Annotated in this window: 20 protein-coding genes; 3 read left to right on the top strand and 17 right to left on the bottom strand. The window is 36.7% G+C overall.

Annotated features, from left to right (window positions below; genetic code table 11):
- The first annotated feature begins 24 nt into the window (after positions 1-24).
- Entirely contained in the window at positions 25-1,167 is a 1,143-nt protein-coding gene (locus DFR56_RS00875; RefSeq protein ID WP_110393541.1) for a glycosyltransferase family 4 protein, read from the top strand.
- On the opposite strand, the gene DFR56_RS00870 is transcribed toward DFR56_RS00875, so the two are convergent.
- From DFR56_RS00870 to DFR56_RS00840, 7 genes are all read right to left on the bottom strand, one after another.
- Positions 1,164-2,624 carry an alkaline phosphatase family protein gene (locus DFR56_RS00870; protein WP_110393540.1) on the bottom strand — a complete coding sequence of 487 codons (1,461 nt, stop codon included), beginning with the start codon at positions 2,622-2,624 and terminating at the stop codon, positions 1,164-1,166. The two genes, DFR56_RS00875 and DFR56_RS00870, sit on opposite strands and share 4 nt — an antisense overlap.
- 174 nt (positions 2,625-2,798) lie before the next feature.
- Entirely contained in the window at positions 2,799-3,113 is a 315-nt protein-coding gene (locus DFR56_RS00865) for a YbjQ family protein (RefSeq protein WP_110393539.1), read from the bottom strand.
- Positions 3,114-3,623: 510 nt separating this feature from the next.
- Positions 3,624-4,886, bottom strand: a complete 1,263-nt coding sequence (locus DFR56_RS00860) for a peptidase (RefSeq protein ID WP_110393538.1) — start codon at positions 4,884-4,886, stop codon at positions 3,624-3,626.
- 19 nt (positions 4,887-4,905) lie between these two features.
- Positions 4,906-6,087, bottom strand: coding sequence for a thiolase family protein (locus tag DFR56_RS00855; protein WP_110393537.1), 1,182 nt, complete (start codon positions 6,085-6,087; stop codon positions 4,906-4,908).
- 15 nt (positions 6,088-6,102) lie between these two features.
- The gene (locus tag DFR56_RS00850) at positions 6,103-6,756 is read right to left on the bottom strand and encodes a 3-oxoacid CoA-transferase subunit B (RefSeq protein WP_110393536.1); all 654 of its coding nucleotides are present in this window, start codon (positions 6,754-6,756) and stop codon (positions 6,103-6,105) included.
- Positions 6,741-7,418 (bottom strand): CoA transferase subunit A, encoded by a 678-nt coding sequence (locus DFR56_RS00845; RefSeq protein WP_110393535.1) that lies wholly within the window; start codon positions 7,416-7,418, stop codon positions 6,741-6,743. The genes DFR56_RS00850 and DFR56_RS00845 overlap by 16 nt, the downstream gene beginning before the upstream one ends.
- On the bottom strand, positions 7,415-8,767 hold the full coding sequence (locus DFR56_RS00840) for an aspartate aminotransferase family protein (protein WP_110393534.1): 1,353 nt from the start codon (positions 8,765-8,767) through the stop codon (positions 7,415-7,417). The genes DFR56_RS00845 and DFR56_RS00840 overlap by 4 nt, the downstream gene beginning before the upstream one ends.
- Positions 8,768-8,954: 187 nt before the next feature.
- Here DFR56_RS00840 and DFR56_RS00835 point away from each other — a divergent pair, with 187 nt between their 5' ends.
- Positions 8,955-10,631 carry a PucR family transcriptional regulator gene (locus DFR56_RS00835; RefSeq protein ID WP_110393533.1) on the top strand — a complete coding sequence of 559 codons (1,677 nt, stop codon included), beginning with the start codon at positions 8,955-8,957 and terminating at the stop codon, positions 10,629-10,631.
- Positions 10,632-10,783: 152 nt separating this feature from the next.
- Here the strand turns inward: DFR56_RS00835 and DFR56_RS00830 are convergent, their stop codons facing one another.
- From DFR56_RS00830 to DFR56_RS00815, 4 genes are all read right to left on the bottom strand, one after another.
- Complete coding sequence (locus DFR56_RS00830; protein WP_110393532.1) at positions 10,784-11,581, bottom strand: transporter substrate-binding domain-containing protein; 798 nt, start codon at positions 11,579-11,581, stop codon at positions 10,784-10,786.
- A 721-nt stretch (positions 11,582-12,302) separates the two neighbouring features.
- Positions 12,303-13,025 carry an amino acid ABC transporter ATP-binding protein gene (locus DFR56_RS00825; protein ID WP_110393531.1) on the bottom strand — a complete coding sequence of 241 codons (723 nt, stop codon included), beginning with the start codon at positions 13,023-13,025 and terminating at the stop codon, positions 12,303-12,305.
- Positions 13,026-13,027: 2 nt separating this feature from the next.
- Positions 13,028-13,684 (bottom strand): amino acid ABC transporter permease, encoded by a 657-nt coding sequence (locus DFR56_RS00820; protein ID WP_110393530.1) that lies wholly within the window; start codon positions 13,682-13,684, stop codon positions 13,028-13,030.
- Between the two features lie 511 nt (positions 13,685-14,195).
- Entirely contained in the window at positions 14,196-15,518 is a 1,323-nt protein-coding gene (locus DFR56_RS00815) for a short-chain fatty acid transporter (RefSeq protein ID WP_110393529.1), read from the bottom strand.
- Positions 15,519-16,031: 513 nt separating this feature from the next.
- On the opposite strand from DFR56_RS00815, the gene DFR56_RS00810 reads away from it, so the two are divergent.
- The gene (locus DFR56_RS00810; protein ID WP_110393528.1) at positions 16,032-16,709 is read left to right on the top strand and encodes a uracil-DNA glycosylase; all 678 of its coding nucleotides are present in this window, start codon (positions 16,032-16,034) and stop codon (positions 16,707-16,709) included.
- Positions 16,710-16,802: 93 nt separating this feature from the next.
- Here the strand turns inward: DFR56_RS00810 and DFR56_RS00805 are convergent, their stop codons facing one another.
- The 6 genes from DFR56_RS00805 to DFR56_RS00780 form a co-directional block, all read right to left on the bottom strand.
- Positions 16,803-17,465 (bottom strand): peptidylprolyl isomerase, encoded by a 663-nt coding sequence (locus DFR56_RS00805; RefSeq protein WP_211320585.1) that lies wholly within the window; start codon positions 17,463-17,465, stop codon positions 16,803-16,805.
- 461 nt (positions 17,466-17,926) lie between these two features.
- Positions 17,927-19,198 carry an amidohydrolase gene (locus tag DFR56_RS00800; protein WP_158525450.1) on the bottom strand — a complete coding sequence of 424 codons (1,272 nt, stop codon included), beginning with the start codon at positions 19,196-19,198 and terminating at the stop codon, positions 17,927-17,929.
- A gap of 71 nt (positions 19,199-19,269) precedes the next feature.
- The gene (locus DFR56_RS00795) at positions 19,270-19,722 is read right to left on the bottom strand and encodes a VanZ family protein (protein ID WP_110393526.1); all 453 of its coding nucleotides are present in this window, start codon (positions 19,720-19,722) and stop codon (positions 19,270-19,272) included.
- A gap of 397 nt (positions 19,723-20,119) precedes the next feature.
- Entirely contained in the window at positions 20,120-20,428 is a 309-nt protein-coding gene (locus tag DFR56_RS00790; protein WP_110393525.1) for a monooxygenase, read from the bottom strand.
- A gap of 36 nt (positions 20,429-20,464) precedes the next feature.
- Positions 20,465-21,385, bottom strand: a complete 921-nt coding sequence (locus DFR56_RS00785) for a DsbA family protein (protein ID WP_110393524.1) — start codon at positions 21,383-21,385, stop codon at positions 20,465-20,467.
- Positions 21,386-21,459: 74 nt separating this feature from the next.
- Positions 21,460-21,831: a MarR family winged helix-turn-helix transcriptional regulator gene (locus tag DFR56_RS00780; RefSeq protein ID WP_242694541.1), complete on the bottom strand. Its 372-nt coding sequence runs from the start codon at positions 21,829-21,831 to the stop codon at positions 21,460-21,462.
- Positions 21,832-22,127: the final 296 nt, after the last annotated feature.

Genomic DNA, 22,127 nt, shown 5'->3' with positions numbered 1-22,127 from the left:
ATGACTATTTAATGGAGGTCCAACATGAAAATTGCTATTTTTACAGATACTTTTATTCCTGAAGTGAATGGGGTAGCAAGAACGTTAAAACGTTTTACCGATTATTTAGAAGAAAATAAGATCGAATATCGAGTATTTGCACCGAAAAGTTCAAACAAGAATATCTTTACAACACATGTTCATAGCATTACTAGTTTCCCCTTTTTCCTATACCCTGAATGTCGGGTTGCCTTACCAAATTTGCTCCAACTACGCGATGAAATCCAACGATTTAATCCAGATATTATCCATGTGGCCACCCCTTTTAATATGGGACTGAGTGGTCTACATCTCGCTAAAAAACTAGCCATTCCTGTTGTAGGCTCCTATCATACTGATTTTGATAAATATTTAACGTATTATGAATTACATTTTTTATCTGAAATGCTTTGGAAATATATGCGTTGGTTTCACCATCCATTTAGAAAGGTATTTGTACCGTCGTCTGATACATTGAATCGCTTAAAAAGTAGGGGTTTTTCTAATTTATCTATTTGGCCACGAGGGATTGATCGCACTATTTTTCATCCTCATTATGATGAACAAACAGTAAGAAATGTATATCAGATTGAAGAGAAATACATTTTAACGTACGTCGGAAGAATCGCCATGGAAAAAGATGTTTTACTTTTACCTGAAATAGCGAACATGCTACCGAACAATATAAAAAACGATGTACATTGGCTTATTGTTGGTGATGGACCATTAAAAAAAGATCTTGGAAAAATGGCACCTCCTAATATGACTTTAACCGGATTTGTTGAAGGAATAAATCTTGCAAACATTTATGCAGCATCTGATGTATTCGTCTTCCCGTCCCCATCTGAAACATTTGGGAATGTCGTATTAGAGTCATTAGCTTGTGGTACTCCTGTTATTGGTGCCAATGCTGGTGGTGTAAAAACAATTATTCAAAATGGAATAACTGGTATTTTATGCACCGAAAAGGATATAACAGAATTTGTTCATGCTATTACTAGTTTATTAGGTCGTGAACAAACGAGAAAAATAATGGGTGAAAATGGCAAAATACATGCCCAAGCACAAAGTTGGGATACTATATTTAATAACCTCTTATTAGAATATGAAGAAGCATTAGAGATCGAATCATTTCAAGAACTTGCTTAATGAATGATCCGTAAAATAAACTCTTTTAAATTGATTATCCGAGGATATATTGGTGCCTCTACTGTCCCAGCAATGATAAGTGGTACGAGTGATTCTTGTTTATGTAAAGATCCGTGTGCTGCGCGAAAATGAGGAGGCGTATGCTGTGCTTTAAAATCATAACCCGGTTTGGCATTTACAACGAGAAAGCGACCAGTATGAGAATGTAGTGCACCATGGAGTCTAGCCAATACATCTGGATAATCATCAAAAGAGATCTTATTTCCTTCTGTTATATCTAAATCTAATAAATCAAGATCTCCTTCTATATTCCAGTGTTGCTCATATACATCCGTAATCGCACATCCTCGATCATAACGTAAAAATCCTTTTTTTGACCCTGAAGTAACATTAACCCCATCTTTTCCTTTCCATGCAATAATGTCTATGCGATCATCTTGCCTTAATTGTTTGATGATCTGTTCAAATGATATCGCTTCATCTAACAAATAAATATAAGCCATTCGCTGATTGACACAAAAAACAAGTTGATCTTTCCGACGAATAGGACGCTCGATTTTTGCAACTTTATAATCTTTTAACACTTTTCGCAAGTCAATGATTGCCTCTTTATACTTATGACGCATTGGAGCATGGCCATTATCCCCCATCACTAACCATACCACTTCATCGATCGCTTTTTCCCAGGTTGAAAACATATTTAAGATTTTTTGGATTTCTTTATCTATTTTACTAATCCCTTTCATATCCATCGGCCCTTTTAAATGAATACGTGCATCTAAATCTTGAAAGGTGCATAATGTAAATTTAGGGAGATGCCGTTTTCGAATAAGATGACGAAGTTCTTTCGCCGTATATTTATAGTTTCCGGCTGCAATTTGATATGTAAAGCTCCTGGAGCGGATTTTTGAAAAGGCTCCTAACGATATAATAGGTGGTGCTTCTGCCGTCCATTTTCCGTCTTTAAATGTTGTTAAGGTTTGAAAAAGGCGTGGAACTTTCATTTTTTGGGGTGTATTACCACGATAAACAAACGTATTAATAGATGCCGAACTGATTCCTTTTTTGGCCAACTCTTCATAAATCGTTGTTACTTCATTACTTAAATGCTTGTGATTTAAATCATAAAGCATTTGATGAATGGTTTTTCGCATCCCAAGGCGAAACGTTTCAGTAAAACCAGTTCCATAATTGACAATCTTTTTCTCTTTATCATCAAACCATGTTAACCCTGGGACCTGATGTTTATTCGCATATGTTCCTGTTAACAAACTACTATCAATGGTAACGGACATCGTCGGAAATGAACTCACCATGTTTGGATAATAACTTCCTTTTTCCATTAAAAATTGTAATGCGGGTGCCCGCCCTGTTTGTATCGCAATTTCAAGGGGATTGGGCATTAATGAATCAATATTTAGTAAAATAACTGGTTTATCACTCATATTTATAATCATTCCTTTCACTCACTATAATTTTTACTAAAAAGGGATTTATATACTTTTAGGTTGCACTAACATGGGATGTTAATGCTCGTCATGAGCGAAAGCGGGTTTTAGTATTTGAATTTTTGCAAAAAAGCCAAAAAATCTCCACCATTTACGAGTCAATGTAAACTGGTGGAGATCTTTTTACTCAATTATTACTGCCGTTCCATATGCAATTACTTCGGCAGCACCTGCCATCACTTGAGCTGTTTGGTAGCGCATGCCAACAATCGCGTTCGCTCCAAGGTTCTCTGCTTCTTTGACCATTCTACCCAAGGCTTCAGTTCTTGCTTCTTTCATAAGATCAGAATATCCTCTAATTTCACCACCGACTAACGTTTTGAAGCTGGCACCAATATCACGTCCAACATGTTTCGCCTTAACTGTACTTCCTTGTACAAGTCCTTTTACTTCGACAATATTTTGATTGGCAATTTCATTCGTTGTTACTATAATCATCGTCCATTCCCCTTTTTATATTTTTTAACATGTACGAACCGTCTTTTGTTCATATCGAAATAACCATCATCCCACTTTTTATTTTATCATTCCTGCATTGAACTACAACAAAAAAATTGGATTTACAGTAAAGAAAGTTAAATAATCGGTAGTTTCGCTATCCATAAACTTTAAAGGCAGTTTTATCGAATTTATCGTTTGATCAGGACTACCCTTCGCAATTATATGGCGAATGTTCACTTTGATATGGCGGAGTTACGACGTTATATGGCGAATGGTCGCTCTTATATGGCGGATCTGCGGCGTTATATGGCGAATCCAAGCTGTTACTGCAGTTTAGTTCTAATGGGCAACATCGTGTACCAAAGTAGTTAAATGAAAAATCCGAACTTATAAACAAATTTTCATTGAATAAATTTGAATATAGTTCGGATTTTTCTATGGCTATAATGCTTATGTGCCTTTTTATTTAGTCAAAGTTATTTTCATTTTTTTCAGAATTACATACCTCTAATCCTCTTCACACCACTCCACAATCGTCGCAGCAATAATTTTTGCTGCTTCAAATATCTTCTCCAGTTCGATCGCTTCATTTGGAAAATGGGCTAAATCGGTTATACCTGGACCGAAAACGACGGTAGGGGTTTCCGCAACTTGCGACAGTAATCCACCATCTGTCCCCCAGGGAGAAGCTACAAGTGTCGGTTTTTCACCCATTACACTTACAAAATTATTCACTAATGATGCTACGAATGGATGATCTGTTTCAATCTCACCAGGAACCCAGCGCGCTCCAAACCATTCGACTTTTACTGGATGTTCCTGAAACCAAGGATCTATTTCCGACAACGTTTTTATCCAGTCTTCCATCTCCTGTTGAACCTCTTCCATCGTTTCACCAGGTGCAATACCAATTCGTCCTTCCAACTGGACGACATCCGGTACAGATGAAGGCCAATCTCCCCCATTCATACTGCCGATATTAATTGGCACCGGGACTGGAATCGTATCATAAAGCGGATCAGTAATGCGGTCATTTCTTGTTTTTTCCAATTCCTTGACATGTTCGTTCACGATAAACGCTTTGTCAATCGCACTTACACCTAAATATGGTGTTCCCCCATGTGCAGTGCGACCTGTCACAATTATTCTAAACCACTTAGATCCTTGCTGTTTTGGAAAAATTTTCATATTCGTTGGTTCAGGAATAATGGCGGCATCTGCTTTATATCCTTGTAAAATGGTATCTAATGTCCCAGCTCCACCACTTTCTTCTTCAACAACGCTTTGAAAAATAACGTCCCCTTTTAAACGAATATGAAGCGCCTGTATTGCTTCAATCGCCATTAATAAAGCAATGTTTCCGCCTTTCATGTCTGTGGCTCCACGCCCAAACATCTTTCCGTCGATCACTTTTCCGCTATAAGGACCATGATCCCACTGCTTGTGATCCCCTTCAGGAACAACATCGACATGTCCATTTAAAATGATCGATTTACCGCCACCAGTCCCCTTTAAAACCCCGACAACATTTGGACTGCTTTCAAAAGTTTCTCGATTTGAATAGAAGTATGGATGCTTTTTTAATCTATCACCATCTAAATCCCACATCTCGACTTTTAGTCCTAATTCATGTAAAAAGTTCGCAACTAATTGTTGAACTCCTTTTTCATTTCCTTGGGTACTTGGTTGTTGGACTAATTTTTGTAAAAAATCAATATATCTCTGCTCATTATTCTGAATCCAATCGTTTAATTTATCCTTTATAGACACGTAATCAAACTCCTTTCTTTCATAGAGTCATATTTTCATAAATGACAGTAATCCCCATGCCACCAGCCATACACATCGTTACAAGCCCGTATTTCGTTTTTGATCGAATCATTTCATGGATCAGTGTAACGGAAAGCTTTGCACCTGTTGCACCTACTGGGTGACCAAGGGCAATGGCACCACCATTTACATTTACTTTACTTTCATCTAAATGAAGTTCTTTGATGACGGCAAGTGCTTGAGCGGCGAAGGCTTCATTGAGCTCAATTAAACCAATATCATCAAGTGATAATCCCGCTTTTTCAAGCGCTTTTTTCGTGGCCGGAACTGGTCCAACTCCCATGACGGAATGATGTACTCCAGCACTTGCATATGCTTTTACTTTTACGAGTGGATTGAGTCCTTCTTTTTCTGCCCGTTCTTTTGACATCATTAATAGTGCAGCTGCCCCGTCATTCATCGGACAAGCATTTCCAGCTGTCACCATACCACCTTTTTTGAATACTGGTTTTAAGGTGGCTAATTTGTCGCGATCAATTGGATTCTTTACGCTTTCATCTTTTGTAAAGGTAACGTTTCCTTTGCGACTTTTTACTTCAATCGGCACCATTTCATCTTGAAATTTTTCATCTGCCATTGCCTTTGCTGCTTTTATATGGCTGTTATAAGCGAAATCATCTTGTTCTTCACGAGATATATGATAGTTTTCGGCTAAACGCTCAGCTGTAACACCCATATGTTCATTACCAAGCGAACAAGTTAACCCATCAGCCATTAACACATCTTCCATTTCAATATTTCCGAACTTTGTTCCCCAGCGATTTTTCACGATATAAGGGACATTACTCATGCTTTCTGTTCCACCGACAACGATTACATCATTTTGCCCAGTTTGAATGGAGGCAGTTGCATTCGTAATCGCCTTCAAGCTGGAGCCACACGCCTTAATGACGACATATGCAGGTGTTTCTTCTGAAAATCCTGCTTGTTGTGAGGCGATACGTGCTGAGTTTAATCCACCACCATGTACATAGCCATGTCCGAAAATCACTTCTTCTACTGCACTTTTTGGAAAATTCGTCTTATCCATTAATTGTTCAAGTACTTGTCTTCCGAGTTCTTTCGCCTCGACATTTTTCAATGTTTTCCCAAATGCTCCAACTGCTGTTCTTACTCCTGCTACAATGACAGCATCCTGCATAAAGATACCTCCAAACTATGTTAAATGTTCTGCAATGATTAACTTTGCTTCCGTTGATTTTACTACTTGTTCCACTGTAAAAGGTTCCATTACTTCGATTAAATGTAGCCCTTCTTGTGACACTTCAATCACTGCCATATCCGTAATAATGACATCGACACATCGTTTTGCTGTAAGTGGTAATGTACATTCAGAGACAATTTTTGGATTGCCTTTTTTATCGACATGATTCATTAAGACGATTACTTTTTTCGCTTTTTGGGCAAGTTCGATCGCACCACCCATTCCTGAGACAATCTTTTTCGGAACGATCCAATTAGCAAGATCCCCTTTTTCACTCACTTCAAATGCACCTAATATTGTTACATCTAATAAGCCACGCCGGATAATACTAAAGGCATACGTACTATCAAAATAGGAAGCACCTGGAACGACTGTAATCGGAAGGCCACCAGCATTACAAAGATTCTCATCCTCTTCCCCTTTTACAGGTGTAGGTCCTGTTCCTAATACACCATTTTCAGCATGAAACATGACATTGATGTGTGCTGGAAGATGATTCGCAACTAAAGTAGGCATCCCAATTCCAAGGTTGACGACCATTCCATCTTCAATTTCCTCTGCCGCTCGTTTTGCGATCATATCACGTACGCTTATTCCCACACCCATTTCCAGTTCACTCCTTCACTTTTTACGACAATATCGACGAATGCACCAGGTGTGACAATTTCTTCTGGATCAAGTTCACCGATAGGAACAATTTCTTCCGCTTCAACGATCGTTAAATTTCCTGCCATCGCAACTAATGGATTTGTATTTCGAGCACTTTTATCAAAAATTAAATTTCCGTATGTATCTGCTTTTTTTGCAAAAACGATTGCTATATCCGCTATTAAAGGTGTTTCAAGTAAATATGTTTTCCCATCGACATCCACTTTTTGTTTATTTTCAGCGACAAGACCATCAATCCCAATATCTACTAAAATTCCACCGAGCCCTGAACCTCCCGCACGCATTCGTTCCACTAATGTACCTTGCGGAGAAAATTCGATTTCAAGCTCCCCATCATGCATTAATTTTCCTGCATTCGGATTTGACCCGATGTGAGAGGCGATTAATTTTTTCGCTCTTTTTTCAGTAATTAATTGCCCGATTCCGACATGTGGAAATCCTGCATCATTTCCGATCAACGTTAAGTCGCGTATGCCTTTTTCTAATATGGTTTTAATGATCGTTGGTGGATTGCCGATTCCGCCAAATCCACCATACATAACCGTCGTACCATTTTCTATCCGCGAAACCGCATCATGGACAGCTTTTACCTTTGTCATTGAATCAACTCCTTTCCCATTAGGTTATGTTCTACTTTTGCAAGACTCCGTGCAAATCGATCGACTAATTCATCTATCTCCGTTTTCGTTATGATAAGTGGCGGGGCAAGTATCACTGCATCTCCATTTACTCCATCCACTCCAGCGTTTGCTGGATAGACGAGTAGTCCTTCTTGAAAATTAGTCGTAACGATTTTACTTACAACCTGATCGGTCCGTGCGAAAGGTTGTTTCGTTTCTTTATTTTGTACAAATTCAATACCGACAAATAAACCTTTTCCACGTATATTCCCAATGATGGCACTTTTTCCGGCAAGTTGTTCAAGCCTTTCTCGTAAATATGCTCCTTGTTCTGCTGACTTTTCTACAAGTCTATTATTTTCAATATATTCGATGACAGCAAGTGCAGTTGCTGCTGACTGTGGATTTGCACTGAATGTATGCCCACTCATAATTAAATTTGATCCGTTTAAAATCGGCTCCATTACCTTTTCACTAACAACAGTCGCTGCAATTGGCGTGTAGCCTGCACTCATCCCTTTTCCTGTCGCCATAATATCTGGTACGACATCAAAATGTTCCATCGCAAACATCTTCCCTGTTCTGCCAACACCTGTCATTACTTCATCCGCAATAAATAAAATATCATACTGATCACAAAGTGCTTTCATTTTCTTAAAGTATTGATCAGAAGGGGTCAATGCTCCACCTGCAGCCCCAATGATTGGTTCTGCGATAAATGCTGCAATATTATCTTTTCCTACCCGTAAAATCTCTTTTTCAAATTCTTTCGCATACATCTCATCACATTGTTCAACACTTCGACCATGAGTATCTCGATAATAATAAGGAGGAGAAACCGCTGGATACTTTTTCAATGTCGTTTCAAACCATTTACGCCGATCAATATGTCCTGACATCGATAAGGCACCCATCGTAATTCCATGGTAACTCATCCACCGTGAAATAATTTTTGTTTTTGTTTTCATTCCTTTTTCTTGCCAATATTGAATCGCAATTTTCATCGCTGTTTCTGTTGCTTCAGAACCACTGTTGACAAAAAAAGACCAATTTAAATCTCCAGATGCTATGTCACTCATCTTTTTCGCTAATTGTTCAGCGACTTCTGTTGAAAATTGCGAGCGATAAACAAAGGAAACTTTTTCAGATTGTTCTTTCATTGCATTAATAATTTCTTGTACACCGTGTCCAATACTTGCAGTTACAGCTCCAGAAGATCCGTCAATATATTTCTTACCTTGATCATCATATAAATAAATCCCTTTACCATGTGTAATCAAAGGATATGTATGATCTAGAATCGGTTTAATTAAATATGTTCGTGTCATCCTTTTCCACCTCAAAAACATGAAAATTTTTAATTCAAGTAAACGGTTACTATGTTATGATATAGACTACTAGCATTATTTTTCTGTATAATAAAATTATATCGGACACAATTACTTCTATCTATTCGACTAAACATTAAAAATGAATGGATTTTATTGTACATCATGTATAAGAAGAGCATGGAGGTTGATTCAAATAGCTATTAGTGTAAAAAATGCCTTACAACTACCAATCATGAAACAAACAAATTTAGTAGCAGGGTTTAAGGGGATTGAAAACAATATAAAATGGGTAACGATTGTGGAAATATTAGAAGATTTTGGTCGGTTACAAGAAGGGGAATTTTTAATTACGACTGGATTTGAATTGCTAGAAGATGAAGAAAGAATGGAAGTCTTTCATAATTTATTTAAATCAAAATTATTATCTGGTGTTGCCATTTATACTAGTTTTTACATGGAAAAAATCCCTGAAAGTTTAATCGATTTAGCTAATAAAAACGATTTGCCGTTAATTGAAATCCCGACAGATATTAATTTTTCAAAGATTACAAAAGCAATTCTAGAACAGATTGTCAATAAACAAATGCACTTACTGGAGCAATCCGAAAAGATTCACCGTGAATTAACAGATTTAATTTTAAATGATCAAAGTTTAATGGAAGTAACCGCAAGACTTGCCCAATTAACTTCCTCAAAAATTGTTATTTACAATGAATTCTATGAGATCATGTATTGGAAAGATTTTCATAACCATCATATGTCTGTTGAATTCCAGCAAACATTCATTTCTGTCAATGAAGAAAGAATAGATCTTTCTAAACATCTATTAACTAGTTTAGATAAAGAATCAAAAGTGAATTTAACGGTTGAACATTACATTTTTACTATCTATCCTATTATTGCTAAACAATCTTGTTTCGGTTGGATTATTTTAGCAAAAAAACGAGATCAATGGCAAGAGCTTGATGACCTAGCAATTGAGCGAGCAACTACCATTTATGCAATGGAGTTTTTAAAAAAACAGGCAGTGGAAGAAACACAACTGCGAATTCAAAGTAATTTATTAGAAGATATTTTTAGTAAAAATTATTTAAATGAACGAATTATCAAAGATCAAGCGCTCAAACTAAATTATGATCTTTCCTTAAATCAAGCTGTTTTTCACCTTACCTTTAAGGATCTAAAAAAGATCGATATGAATATTATGGACAGGCTGTACCATATGACGGAACAGATGCTTATCCAAAAAAACAAGCAACATATTATCCAAACAAAATTACATTCCATTATCTTTTTAACGAATGTAGTTGGGGAGACAAAAGAAGCTACATATAATCATTGTGCAAGCCTGGCAAATGATTTGTGGAAAGAATGGAACTTTTATTTTCCAAAAATTGAATTAATGATAGGGATTGGCAGAGATTATGATTTGGTTGATCATTTAGGAAAAAGCGGTCGGGAAGCACAATATGCGGTTCAATTAGGTGAATTAGTTAATCCGAAAACTTCTATCATTCATTATCACGACTTAGGAATGTATGATTTACTTTTAGAAATGAAGCGAACCGGCATCAATTTAACAGCAATTTATGAAGAAAATATTAGTGGTTTACTAAAAGAATCAGATAAAGAGATTGATCTAATCGAAACGATCGAAGTGTATTTTAAAAACAATCAAAGTATTCAACAATCTGCTGAAAAACTATTTATTCACCGTCATACGCTAAGATATCGACTCAACCAGATTGAGCAACGTACAGGATTAGATTTAAAAGGGACGGATGATTTATTAAAGTTACAACTTGGGGTGATGGCGTATAAATTAGCCACTCTATTAGAAAAAAATGAGCAAGGGAATTGAAGAGGTAGCGAGTATTTCCATGACGAACTCCAGGTAAAGAACTTTTTTCAGTGGTTTATCCAAAGGGTGAGCAGTACTTTATGAAAAATGGCTCCTTCATACCGATTGTACGGATGTAATAAAAAAGAGCCATGACGGCTCTTTTTTCCCTTTTACTCTCCAGATATATCTGCTCCAAAGTATTTTTCACTAATTTCAGCGTATGTTCCATTTTCTTTGATCGTTTGTAATGCTTCATTTACCTTATCAAGTAGTTCTTCATCCTCTTTTTTAATTGCAATTCCCATCTGATCTAAATAAATAGGCTCATCTACTTGTTTAATTGCTAAATTATTTTCATTGATTGCATACATACCAACGAGTTGATCAGTTATGACAGCATCTAGGCGTCCTTTTACTAATAAATCTTGTAATGCGGTTACATCACTATCATACGTAATGACTTCATCCGTATATTCCTTCGCATTTTCTTCAAATGTACTTGAAACAACCACACCAATTTTAGCACCATTCAAGTCATCAATCGACGTGACGTCATTATTATCTTCTGCCACAAATACTTGAGCACCTGACTCGTAATAAGGCTCAGTGAAGTTCACTTCTTCTAATCTTTCATCTGTAATTGCCATACTACCAATAATGGCATCAAATTTATCTGAGTTTAATGCTGCGATGATCGTTTGCCATGGATTTGTAACCGGGTCAGGATTCATCCCCATTTCTTCTGCAAGTGCTGTTCCTATTTCAATATCAAACCCTACTAATTTATCATTATCACTGTAGTTGAATGGTGGATATAAACCGCTTGATGCAAATGTAAAATCACCACCGTCACCGCCATCTCCACTTGAATCTCCTGCAACCTCTTCACTATCACCGCCATCAGCACCACATGCAGCAACAATTAGAAGTAAAATACCTAGTAATGTCGTTAAAAGAAACTTTCTCATTTTATTTCCTCCTCAAAATTTATATAGATGTGAATCAATTTCATCATTCAATATTTAAGTTAAAATCCGAACAACAAAAATTAGTTATTGATTTCCACTCTAGGTGTTAATTAGGGTCTGCTGAACAACTAAATTGTGTTTCATCTTACCGTTGTCTTCCGCGAAATGTACAGTGCTTTTTAGCGGGCACGGCCTCAGCCCTCCGACGCACAATGTTTATTGCGACGAGTAATCGCAGTCGCAGGACGTGCTAGTGCAAATCTTTACGGTGGGACGAGTAATCGCAGTCCCAGGTGTTGCGACAAAGCTTTTCGATGGGACGAGCATTTAGCGCAGTCCCAGTCCCAGGACGTCGCGTACTTAACCTTCCTCGGAAGAAAACCACTTCCTCCGGGGTCTTCCGACGTACAGGATGTACTAGCCTAGACGAAGACATAAGGACCTGGCGTTCTTAGTCTGCGTTCCTCTGTTGCTTTTCCCGCTGGAGTCAGTCACTTTCGCTCCAGACAACTAGAGTAGTTCATTGCATGTGCAAAGATTTTTTGGTAAAACAGTCAATACCCTTGCACTTTATATCGAGAAAAACGGTACAAACTATCGATGTAGATGGAATTTCTTTTTATTCAGTAAACCCTAATTACAATAAAAGAATATTAAGATTTCTTCCATTTGTCATGTTCGGATTTATCCTTGGAATTTGCATTGATGACATTGACTCATGTTATAAAACATTACGTAAAAATTGTTTCGCTTTTTCATTTTGTGGATTCGTAAAAAATTCCTCTGGTGTATTTTCTTCTGCGATTACTCCACTTTCCAAAAATACAACTCGATCAGCCACTTCGCGGGCAAAACCCATTTCATGTGTTACAACCACCATCGTCATTCCATCTTCAGCCAACTGTTTCATTACTTGTAATACTTCCCCTACTAATTCAGGATCAAGTGCTGATGTAGGTTCATCAAATAACATGACTCGTGGATTCATTGCTAACGCTCTTGCGATGGCTACCCGCTGTTTCTGTCCCCCAGATAGTTTTTCTGGGTAAACTTGCGCCTTATCTGCAAGTCCTACTTTTTCCAGCAATTCCATCCCTTTCGCCGTTGCTTCCTCTTTTGGTATTTTGCGAACAATGGTTGGTGCTTCAATAATATTTTCGATGACCGTTTTATGTGGAAATAAATTGAAATGCTGAAACACCATGCCAATATCTTCTCTTACTTTGTTCAACTTTACTTTGTCCGGATCTATTTCTTTATCTTCAAACCAGATTTCCCCCTTATCCTTCATTTCTAAAAAATTTAGACACCGAAGTAATGTGCTTTTTCCAGAACCACTTGCTCCAATCATGACAACTACTTCATTACTCTTAACCTCAAGGTCAATCCCTTTTAATACGTGTAAATCTTTAAAATATTTATGCAAATTCTTCACTTTGATCACGTTTATGCCCTCCCCGTGTCAAGTCGTTTTTCAATCTTATTGACAATAATGGTAAAGATTACGACTAATATTAAATAATATACTCCCGCAATTGTATAAAACTCTAGTTGTCTAAATGTAGCAGCCGCTTGACTCATAGAAAGGTTGAAAATTTCCGTAATACCAATAAATGCCACAAGGGAAGAGTCTTTTAACCCAATGATAAATTGGTTACCCAATGGAGGAATGGAACGCTTAAATGCTTGTGGAAAGATAATTCGAAACATTGCTTGTCTTTTCGTCATACCAAGTGATTCGGCCGCTTCCATTTGGCCTTTGTCGATCGATTGGATCGCTCCTCTAAATATTTCTGCAATGTATGCTCCACTGTGGATAGCTAGTGCAATAGACCCCGCCCAAAATGCCGATAATACAACAATTTGAGTAATACCAAAATAGAGCCACATTATTTGTACAATGAGAGGTGTTCCCCGAATTATTCCAATATAAATATTAGCAATCCAATTTAATGGTTTCGTATTCGATAGTTTCATTAAAGCTACAATTAGCCCAATAAAGCTTGCAATTATTAATGATACGATTGTTAGTTGTAATGTCACTAAAGCGGCTTGTGAAAAACCACTTACTGTTGAAAGCAAACTATCCATAAACTGACTCATAGCATACATCCTTTTTTCTTTTTTTAGCAGATAAGATAGATAAAACTATCTTACTGCATAAGTGTAACTAAAGCTTTCGCCATTAAAGGCTTAGCGATTAACAAAGTTTTCTAACATTTTTTATAAGTAAGTACATAGTAACAAGAAAATGATAGCGATTTCATTATCCAAATCATTATAATGTTAGAATTCTTTTTATACATTGTGTACAAATGATTTCTTTTTCCTCTCAATCTATTTTACATAGCTATCGTTCCTCCTAACTTTTTAGCAAACGTAATACGTACTATTTTAACTTTTGTTGTCTGTTTGTACAATGATGTAATAGGGAGTGTGTATTTGCTTTGAGAATCGTTCTTTATATCAGAATTAACATAGGTAGGCTCATTTTTGTGTGAAATCAAATGCGATTTCCAGACAAGGAAGGTAAGTGTGAAAAGTGCGACTATCACTTTTTTAAAAAAGCAAAAGGAGACGATGGAAAACTCATCTCCTTGATGTAAAACGACGATTAGTATAAAAAGAAAATTAAAATACTTGTTACTACACCTACCAACGTACTTAGCAGGATACAGTAACCCATAATATCTCGAATATGAAGCCCAACAACAGATAAAATCGGTAATGCCCAGAAAGGTTGGATCAAGTTAGTCCAACCATCACCCCAGGCAATCGCCATTGCCGTCTTGGCAGGATCGACTCCAAGTTCAATCGCCGCTGGAATTTGTAAAGGCCCCTGTAATGCCCATTGGCCGCCTCCAGAAGGTGCTAAAATATTGACAAAACCTGCCACCCAATAGGTAAAAAGATTAAATGTTTCCGGTGTGGCAACTGAAATCATCCCATCAACAATGAATTGACCCAATCCTGAACTGCCTAATAATGCGATAATTCCCGCGTAAAAAGGGAACTGTAAAATAATAGGTGAAATAGATTTTGCCACATCCGTAAATGCCCGTGCAAACTGACCTAATGAACGGTGAAAAAATAACCCTAAAGATAAGAAGAAAATATTTATAATATCTAAATCGAGATCACGTCCGCCCGTAAACGATATGACCGTATAAATAATCCCTACTGTCCCAATTAGCATACCAAGAATCGGTGTATGCTCTAATTTGAATGCTGGAGTTAATGGACCTTTTGGTACTTCACTTGTAGAAGATGCCTCATTCGGTTTTTCTTTTGGTTGATACGCAATGATCTTTTCTTTTGGTATCATAAAAATAATAAAGATCGACATGGTTACGACTAATGATAGAAAAATAATGATTGTCGCTGGATCAAAAATTGTTTCTGATGTCGGAATGACTCCCATGACATCTTCTAAAAAATGCCCTTCTGTCGCAACCGTCAGCCCAATAGAACTAGAAATGCCACCCGGAAAAAGCACAGTAGCCGAATATGCACATGCTACTAATAATGGAAAATGGGTATTTTTATTTCTTTTCCCGATTTCCCTTGCAATAATGGCCCCTACTACGACAGCTAATCCCCAGTTTATATAATAGGCACTAGCGGAAACGAGGAAAGTGATCAAATAAGCTTTCCACGGTTTGTTAGCGAGATGCGCTATTTTAGCGAGTCCCCTATTAATAAATGGAACAGATGCTAACGTCATTCCAGTCATTAATAATAAAACCATCTGCATCGTAAAAGCTAAATATGCCCAAAACCCATCTCCCCACGATTTAAAAATCATTCCTGGTTCGGTAGGATTCATTAGAAGGGCAATCGCTAAAACGATTACAGTCATAAGAACAGCAATAACTAATGCATCTGGCAAATATCGTTGAACAATTTTTGAAAAACGATCTGCAATTTTTGATAACATATTTTTACCTCCGTGATTCATATTTCATCATGGCGTGATTTTTAGCAAGTCCTGCCTACACCCAAATGATTATTCATCATATTATAATAGTTTAATAAAAATAAGAATTATCAAAAAGTACAACTTAGGAAGAAAGTTATTATACTTTTCGTATAGGAATATCGACTTAAGTAACGATTTTTATCCTAAAATTCGACACACATCTATACTAAAGGGGGAAGTTCCAGTAGGAGAAACGCTCCACTTTAGGTCCTTCAAATAAGTGCCTCAAATTCCTATCATCCATCTGAATGAGCTTACAGCATTTATGGCATCATGAAGTTCGAATCATTACTAGAAAACACTTTAACATACGATTAGATACTATTTTCCGTAAAACTGTTTAATAGTCTACATCTATATTTAGATGAATATATTTCTCTTTCAAACCTTTTAACTTCAAGCTATACTAAAAACAAATGCATTTAAAAAATATGCAAATTCATCATACATCAATAAAGATTGGATGATAAAATGACAAAACAAATTTTAAAAAACGATTGGGCACCAAAACTAGCGGATGAATTTACCAAAACATATTATGTGAGACTTAGAGAATTTTTAAAAGAGGAATATCGGACGAAAACAATTTACCCGCATATGAATGATATTTTTAATGCACTTCACTTCACCCCTTTCTCTAATGTAAAAGTAGTCATTCTAGGGCAAGATCCTTACCATGGACCAAACCAGGCACATGGTCTCAGTTTTTCTGTACAACAAGGAGTCAAACAGCCGCCTTCTTTAGTAAATATTTTCACCGAATTACATAATGATTTAGGTTATGCTCCTCCAACACATGGCTGCTTAGTTGATTGGACAAAACAAGGGGTACTTTTATTAAACACAGTCTTAACAGTCCGAAGAGGACAAGCACATTCTCATCGTGGCAAAGGGTGGGAAAACTTTACCGACCGCGTCATTGAAACGTTAAACGAAAAGGAACATCCAGTCGTTTATATTTTGTGGGGAAGTGCAGCCCAAAGTAAACAAGCGTTAATTGATACAACCAAACATTCCATCATCAAATCGCCACATCCTAGTCCATTATCTGCATATCGAGGATTTTTTGGAAGTAAGCCTTTCTCACGTACGAATGAGATGTTACAAAAGGTTGGATTGTCAGGGATAGATTGGGAGATTAAGAGTTAATATACTCTATCCACCGTTTCAAAACGGAGTAAGACAGTAATCTAAAGAAAAATCTCCAACCATCGTATATTGGATTGGAGTTTTTATATGCTGTTATTGCACTTCAGGCTCTTTTGCTTCATAGCCTTTTAGATCTATTGTCATCGACTCAATTACTTGATCTTCAATGGGTTTTTCTTGTTTTGTTTCACTTGTGGCAATCGCATCAACGACATCCATCCCGTCGATCACTTTACCAAATGCGGCGTATTTACCGTCAAGATGTGGTGCTGGATCTGTCATAATAAAAAATTGTGAACCTGCCGAATCATGGTGCTGGGAACGAGCCATGGAAAGAACGCCTGTATCATGCTCTAAATTATTTTCAAAATTGTTCTCGCTGAATTCACCCTTAATAGAATACCCTGGCCCGCCTGTCCCATTTCCCTCTGGATCGCCCCCTTGGATCATGAAATTAGGAATGACTCGATGAAAAATTAATCCATCATAAAATCCAGCTTCCACAAGTGAAATAAAGTTATTTACTGTATTTGGCGCAATATCGGGATATAATTCCATTTGGACAACTCCCCCATTCTCCATAGTCATTGTCACAATTGGCTTTATTCCAGTAGGCTCGGGTTTTTCCATATCATTATTTTCTGTTATTTGTTCATCGGCTTCATTCTTTTTAGGCCCGGACTGACAGCCTATTAGAAGACTTGTTAATATAAACACACTTAGAACAAATAATACTTTTTTATGTATAAATTTCATTGCTATGTCCTCCTTGTCATTCATCTTCCATAGTATAACTTATTTTGATTCTATTTTTCTATTATTTAAAAGCTAGGAAGACATGATCTTTGTTTGATTTTTGAATGCGGAAAACACCTAAAGACATAAAATTTACTTTGCTCATAACGAGGAACATGTCATGGCAAACAAATGAGTTCAGCGTGAATTAGCATGGATTCAGCGGGAAACAAAATTATTCAGCGCGTACCAAAAAGATTCAGCGGGAAACAAAATTATTCAGCACGGACCAAGAAGATGCAGCGGAAACCAAAATTATTCAGCGCGTACCAAAAAGATTCAGCGGAAACCAAAATTATTCAGCGTGTACCCCGACTACTAAAGATTTGAGCGATACCAGTTGATAACAGCAAAAAGCTGATTCATTTATGGAACCAGCTTTTTAGGACGTATTTTTACATTTTCCATAGCCAAACTATCTTTTACTCATTTGGATCATCAATATTAAAATGCAAGTCGTGGAATAATTGGGTTACCCCCCTAGCTTCTTTATCGTAAGGGATGTTACCTTCAAATTGTAAAAAATCAACTGTATATTGAACAGTAGCTGCAACCCCATATGTAAGTGCACCTTCATCAATATCAAAATGTGCATTATGGTGTTCTGCTCCTGTTCCTTTTTCTTTATTTTTAATTCCAACAAAGGCAAAAACTCCAGGAAAATACTTTTGATAAAAAGCAAATGGTTCAGACGCCATCCAAGCATAGTAAGGAGTAAGTACATTTTCACCTAGTGCTGTTCGAATGGAATTCTTTGCAATTTCTGAACATTTTTCATCATTATAGACAAATAGATTGATTGGAAATAGGTTGTCTAGAAGCTCATACGCGCAATGGTGTTTCTTAGTGGCCGCTGCAAGTAAACGAGTAAATTCTTCAACGGCTTGTTGACCTTGTTCCTTATGGAGAAACCTTGCTGTACCACTGAAAGTGAGTGTATCTGGTATGACATTTGCAGAATGTCCAGAATGGATGCTTCCAATTGAGTACGTTATCGCTTCAAATGGGTTTAATTTTCTTAGTCTCATTGCTTGAAGGTCATTATAAAAATCGTTAAAACAATCAATAGGAGAAATTGCTAAATCTGGTCTTGATCCATGACCACTTTCTCCCTCAATCAAAACATGAAATGGTAACATTCCAGCCATTCTTGGACCAGGATCAACAGATATTTTTCCAGTAGGTATATCATTCTTCACATGAATCCCCCATACACCGTCTGCACCAATATCGACCAATCTTTTGATCATACGATAAATTCCTTTACTATCTTCTTCTCCTTGTTCAAAAGCAAGAATGACCCGACCTTTTAACATGTTTTTATGGGTAGATAAAATTTTTGCTGTTCCTAAAAGCATGGCAATATGTGCGTCATGCCCACACATATGAGCTGCGTGGTTTTTCTTTGAAACTACCTTCTTAGGAAATTTCATATTTTTGCCCGATTCTTTCATTGGCAATGCATCTAAATCACTTCTTAATATAATAGATTTTCCGTGCTTCTCCCCTTCAATGAGGCCAATTACACCGCCATATGGAATAACTTCATAGTGAATCCCCATTGTTTCCAGTTCCTTAGTTACTAATTTAATCGTCCGCTTTTCCTCCATACTAACTTCCGGATACATATGAATGTCTCTGCGGATTTTTATCATATAATCTTCTACTTCTTTTGCTAAATGTGCTACAGCCATTTTAACGTCCCTCCATACTTTCATATAGTGGTTTTGTATAACTATACCCCGAAAGGACAAGTACATAACTTCTAAGATCTAGCCCACTTTCGCCTCAATAATTTGCACATTAAATAATATACAGTAATTCCGATTGTTGCGCCGATACTATCAATAAGTACATCCCGAACTTCTCCACTTCTCCCTGTTATAAAAAGTTGATGCACTTCATCTGAAATGGCATACATGACGCAAATAACAATGGCGAGGTAAATATATTTATTTTTTAATGCATGTATTACTAACACTCCTAATACAAAATAGGCAAAAAAGTGGGCACCTTTTCTAATAAAAAAATGGAAACTAGTCGATTCAATTTCAAACGGAAAAATAGCTGTAATTGTTTGAATAAGAAAATTTGTAATACTAGCGCTAAGTTGACCTGACGATGTTGCGGGTTGATGTGACAAGAAAAAGATCATTGCCATCCAAATAATAACAGCACTCCAGGCGATTATTTTATTATTTTCTCTTCCAATAGACATGTTCATCATCCAGACTTATTATTATTGTATCCCGTTATGTTCATTCATTTTTTCAGCAAAAAAAAATGATATCCTAGACTACTATATTCATATTTTCATTTTTCCATGAAGAGGACTTGGTTTAGAATGGTGTTTTCATTACATTTACTATAAGCAGTCACACTTATTCGAAACTTGATGATACTTATCCAGCTTATAAAGGGAGAAGTTTTAGTAAGCCTTGAGAAAAAACCGTTTCATATAGTTTGCTTTCCAATAATTTCAATCAATCCATTCTACCTTATTGTACGCTTCTTTTTTTAAAAATTCATTTTCTACCTATTTGTCCACTAACGAAAAAAATCCTAACCCAGAATGACCGAATTAGGAAGTATTAAAGTTTACTTTCAAGTTTTCATTACGATTTTATAGGGCCTTTGTTTATCTCGGTTAGTTTCGTATTGATTCCAAAGATTTTGCCGTTAACTTCTGGAATTCCAAATCCTTCCAACCTTTTTCTATGCATGTCCAAATACTTTTCAGCAGATTCTTTCGATTCAAAAAGATATATTCCACCTGCTTCATTTGTCTCGGCATTTTCCGTCCAAATTTTCCAGACAAACCCTTCTTCTTCATTAATACTTTTGGCTAAATCAGAAAAGGCATCTGCCATTTCATCGCCAAATGGTCCATTCATTTTAAAATCTACTTGTATCATGTACGCCATTTGTATTCTCCTTTCACCATTTTTCAGCTATCATCTTTATTTCTTCTCAATATATACTTCCCCAAGAATTTTCTTTTCTACATATTGTTCAGTCAATAGTTCTTTCTGGATAAAAGCCGAAACTTCTTGTTGTTCAATTTGATAAAACTCTTCTATTTCTCGCGTAAATAATCGACCTTCTTCTTCCATTAATTGTGATAAGGATGGTTTTTGTTTAGCATGTAGTTCATCCATTTCTAATACTTGCTGCAAACCTTGTAGATAAAATTCAAACGGTCTTGCTCCGACAATTTTTACCCCTTTATTTTCTTCATTTACAATAATAATAGTCGGAAAACCTGTTGCACCAAGACTTCTTGCTAAGGAAAAATCTTGATTTAACAGCTCCTGACTGCTTTCTTCATTCGCTTGTTTTACTATTTTCTCTCCATCTAACCCGATATTATTCACAATTTCAATGAGCACTTCATCTTCAGCGATATTTCTATTAAAGGCAAAAACCGCTTCCCGAACTCGGCGTAAAAAAACATGTGCTAACTCATCGTTCTCCTGCTGGATTACTTTATAAACACGCGACGGTGGGTACGATGAGAAAATAGGATTTTGAAGCCAAACAGAACCATCAATTGGCATACGTGAATGTTCACCGACTTCCCTCCAATGACCAGCAACATCTGCTGGACCGGAAATACCATTTTTCACATCGGCAAATCCTTCCCATTTTTCCAATAATCCGCCCATAACGGTTTGCATATGAAAGTAATGGCTATATTGTTTTTCAAAACGGCGAAGCACGGGTTCAAGTGCCCAACAATGTGAACAAATTGGATCTGTCACATAATAAAGTGTCAGCTTTTTTTCCGTTACTGCATTCAAATCAATCATTTCCACTTCACTCTCTCCACTCGGCCCACAAACACCTGTTTCTAAATCACAAATCATATGATTATTATTCATTTCTTCCCTCCTGAACATTAACTGTTGAACAATATCAGTTTATAACTAAACTGATAAAAAAACAACTACTCTGCTCAGTCTTGAATTTTTTTCAGTAATTGAAGTAGTTGTTTCTGTTCTTCTACATTTAGACGACCAAATTGGCATGCTTGAAAACGTTGCTGTTCCAAGACAACATCGTCATAAAGTGCTACACCTTTATCTGTTAACGAGAGATAGTTCGTTTTCCATTCTCTATCACGCCTAACGAGTCCTAATTTTTCAAGCTTGCTTAATAATTGTGTAATATTCCCCTTTGTAACGACAAGTTTTTCTGCTAATTCCTGTTGTGTTATCGGTTCGCTTTTTCCAATATTTGAAATAACATCAAATTGGGCTGCTGTAAGACCCCACTTTTTTAAATGATTGTTCGTCCTTTTTATATTTTTATTATAAAATCGTGTCATGCGAAACCATAATAATATCCCGAGTTTAATCTCCTGCTTCGAAAAAGAACGATCTTTTTCCGATTCCTTCACAACTTCCCACCCACCTTCGATTAAGAACATAATTATTTCCCCAAACAACATTTCTTATATTTTTTCCCTTTTCCATACGAACATGGATCACATTTCTGCCAACTTTTGAATGAGAGTCATAGAAAACGAATTTCGCCTCTTTCGTAAATAGTTTCAAATGTGGCTTTTTTAAAAAAACATCTCTAGTGGAGTATGTCCCTTAATCCAGTGCTTCGCTTGCAGCA

This window comes from Pseudogracilibacillus auburnensis (assembly GCF_003201975.1).
Lineage (GTDB): Bacteria > Bacillota > Bacilli > Bacillales > Amphibacillaceae > Pseudogracilibacillus > Pseudogracilibacillus auburnensis.
This window is presented reverse-complemented; position numbering and strand designations above follow the sequence as displayed.

What these genes read in the sequence shown, in the direction of transcription:
- DFR56_RS00850 (WP_110393536.1), bottom strand. Translation starts at nt 6,756, where the DNA reads ATGGGTGTGGGAATAAGCGTACGTGATATGATCGCAAAACGAGCGGCA.
- DFR56_RS00845 (WP_110393535.1), bottom strand. Translation starts at nt 7,418, where the DNA reads ATGACAAAGGTAAAAGCTGTCCATGATGCGGTTTCGCGGATAGAAAAT.
- DFR56_RS00800 (WP_158525450.1), bottom strand. Translation starts at nt 19,198, where the DNA reads ATGGCTGTAGCACATTTAGCAAAAGAAGTAGAAGATTATATGATAAAA.
- DFR56_RS00820 (WP_110393530.1), bottom strand. Translation starts at nt 13,684, where the DNA reads ATGAGTCAGTTTATGGATAGTTTGCTTTCAACAGTAAGTGGTTTTTCA.
- DFR56_RS00785 (WP_110393524.1), bottom strand. Translation starts at nt 21,385, where the DNA reads ATGAATAATAATCATATGATTTGTGATTTAGAAACAGGTGTTTGTGGG.
- DFR56_RS00780 (WP_242694541.1), bottom strand. Translation starts at nt 21,831, where the DNA reads ATGACACGATTTTATAATAAAAATATAAAAAGGACGAACAATCATTTA.
- DFR56_RS00875 (WP_110393541.1), top strand. Translation starts at nt 25, where the DNA reads ATGAAAATTGCTATTTTTACAGATACTTTTATTCCTGAAGTGAATGGG.
- DFR56_RS00815 (WP_110393529.1), bottom strand. Translation starts at nt 15,518, where the DNA reads ATGTTATCAAAAATTGCAGATCGTTTTTCAAAAATTGTTCAACGATAT.
- DFR56_RS00805 (WP_211320585.1), bottom strand. Translation starts at nt 17,465, where the DNA reads ATGAAATTTATACATAAAAAAGTATTATTTGTTCTAAGTGTGTTTATA.
- DFR56_RS00865 (WP_110393539.1), bottom strand. Translation starts at nt 3,113, where the DNA reads ATGATTATAGTAACAACGAATGAAATTGCCAATCAAAATATTGTCGAA.
- DFR56_RS00870 (WP_110393540.1), bottom strand. Translation starts at nt 2,624, where the DNA reads ATGATTATAAATATGAGTGATAAACCAGTTATTTTACTAAATATTGAT.
- DFR56_RS00810 (WP_110393528.1), top strand. Translation starts at nt 16,032, where the DNA reads ATGACAAAACAAATTTTAAAAAACGATTGGGCACCAAAACTAGCGGAT.
- DFR56_RS00855 (WP_110393537.1), bottom strand. Translation starts at nt 6,087, where the DNA reads ATGCAGGATGCTGTCATTGTAGCAGGAGTAAGAACAGCAGTTGGAGCA.
- DFR56_RS00795 (WP_110393526.1), bottom strand. Translation starts at nt 19,722, where the DNA reads ATGTCTATTGGAAGAGAAAATAATAAAATAATCGCCTGGAGTGCTGTT.
- DFR56_RS00840 (WP_110393534.1), bottom strand. Translation starts at nt 8,767, where the DNA reads ATGACACGAACATATTTAATTAAACCGATTCTAGATCATACATATCCT.
- DFR56_RS00830 (WP_110393532.1), bottom strand. Translation starts at nt 11,581, where the DNA reads ATGAGAAAGTTTCTTTTAACGACATTACTAGGTATTTTACTTCTAATT.
- DFR56_RS00790 (WP_110393525.1), bottom strand. Translation starts at nt 20,428, where the DNA reads ATGGCGTACATGATACAAGTAGATTTTAAAATGAATGGACCATTTGGC.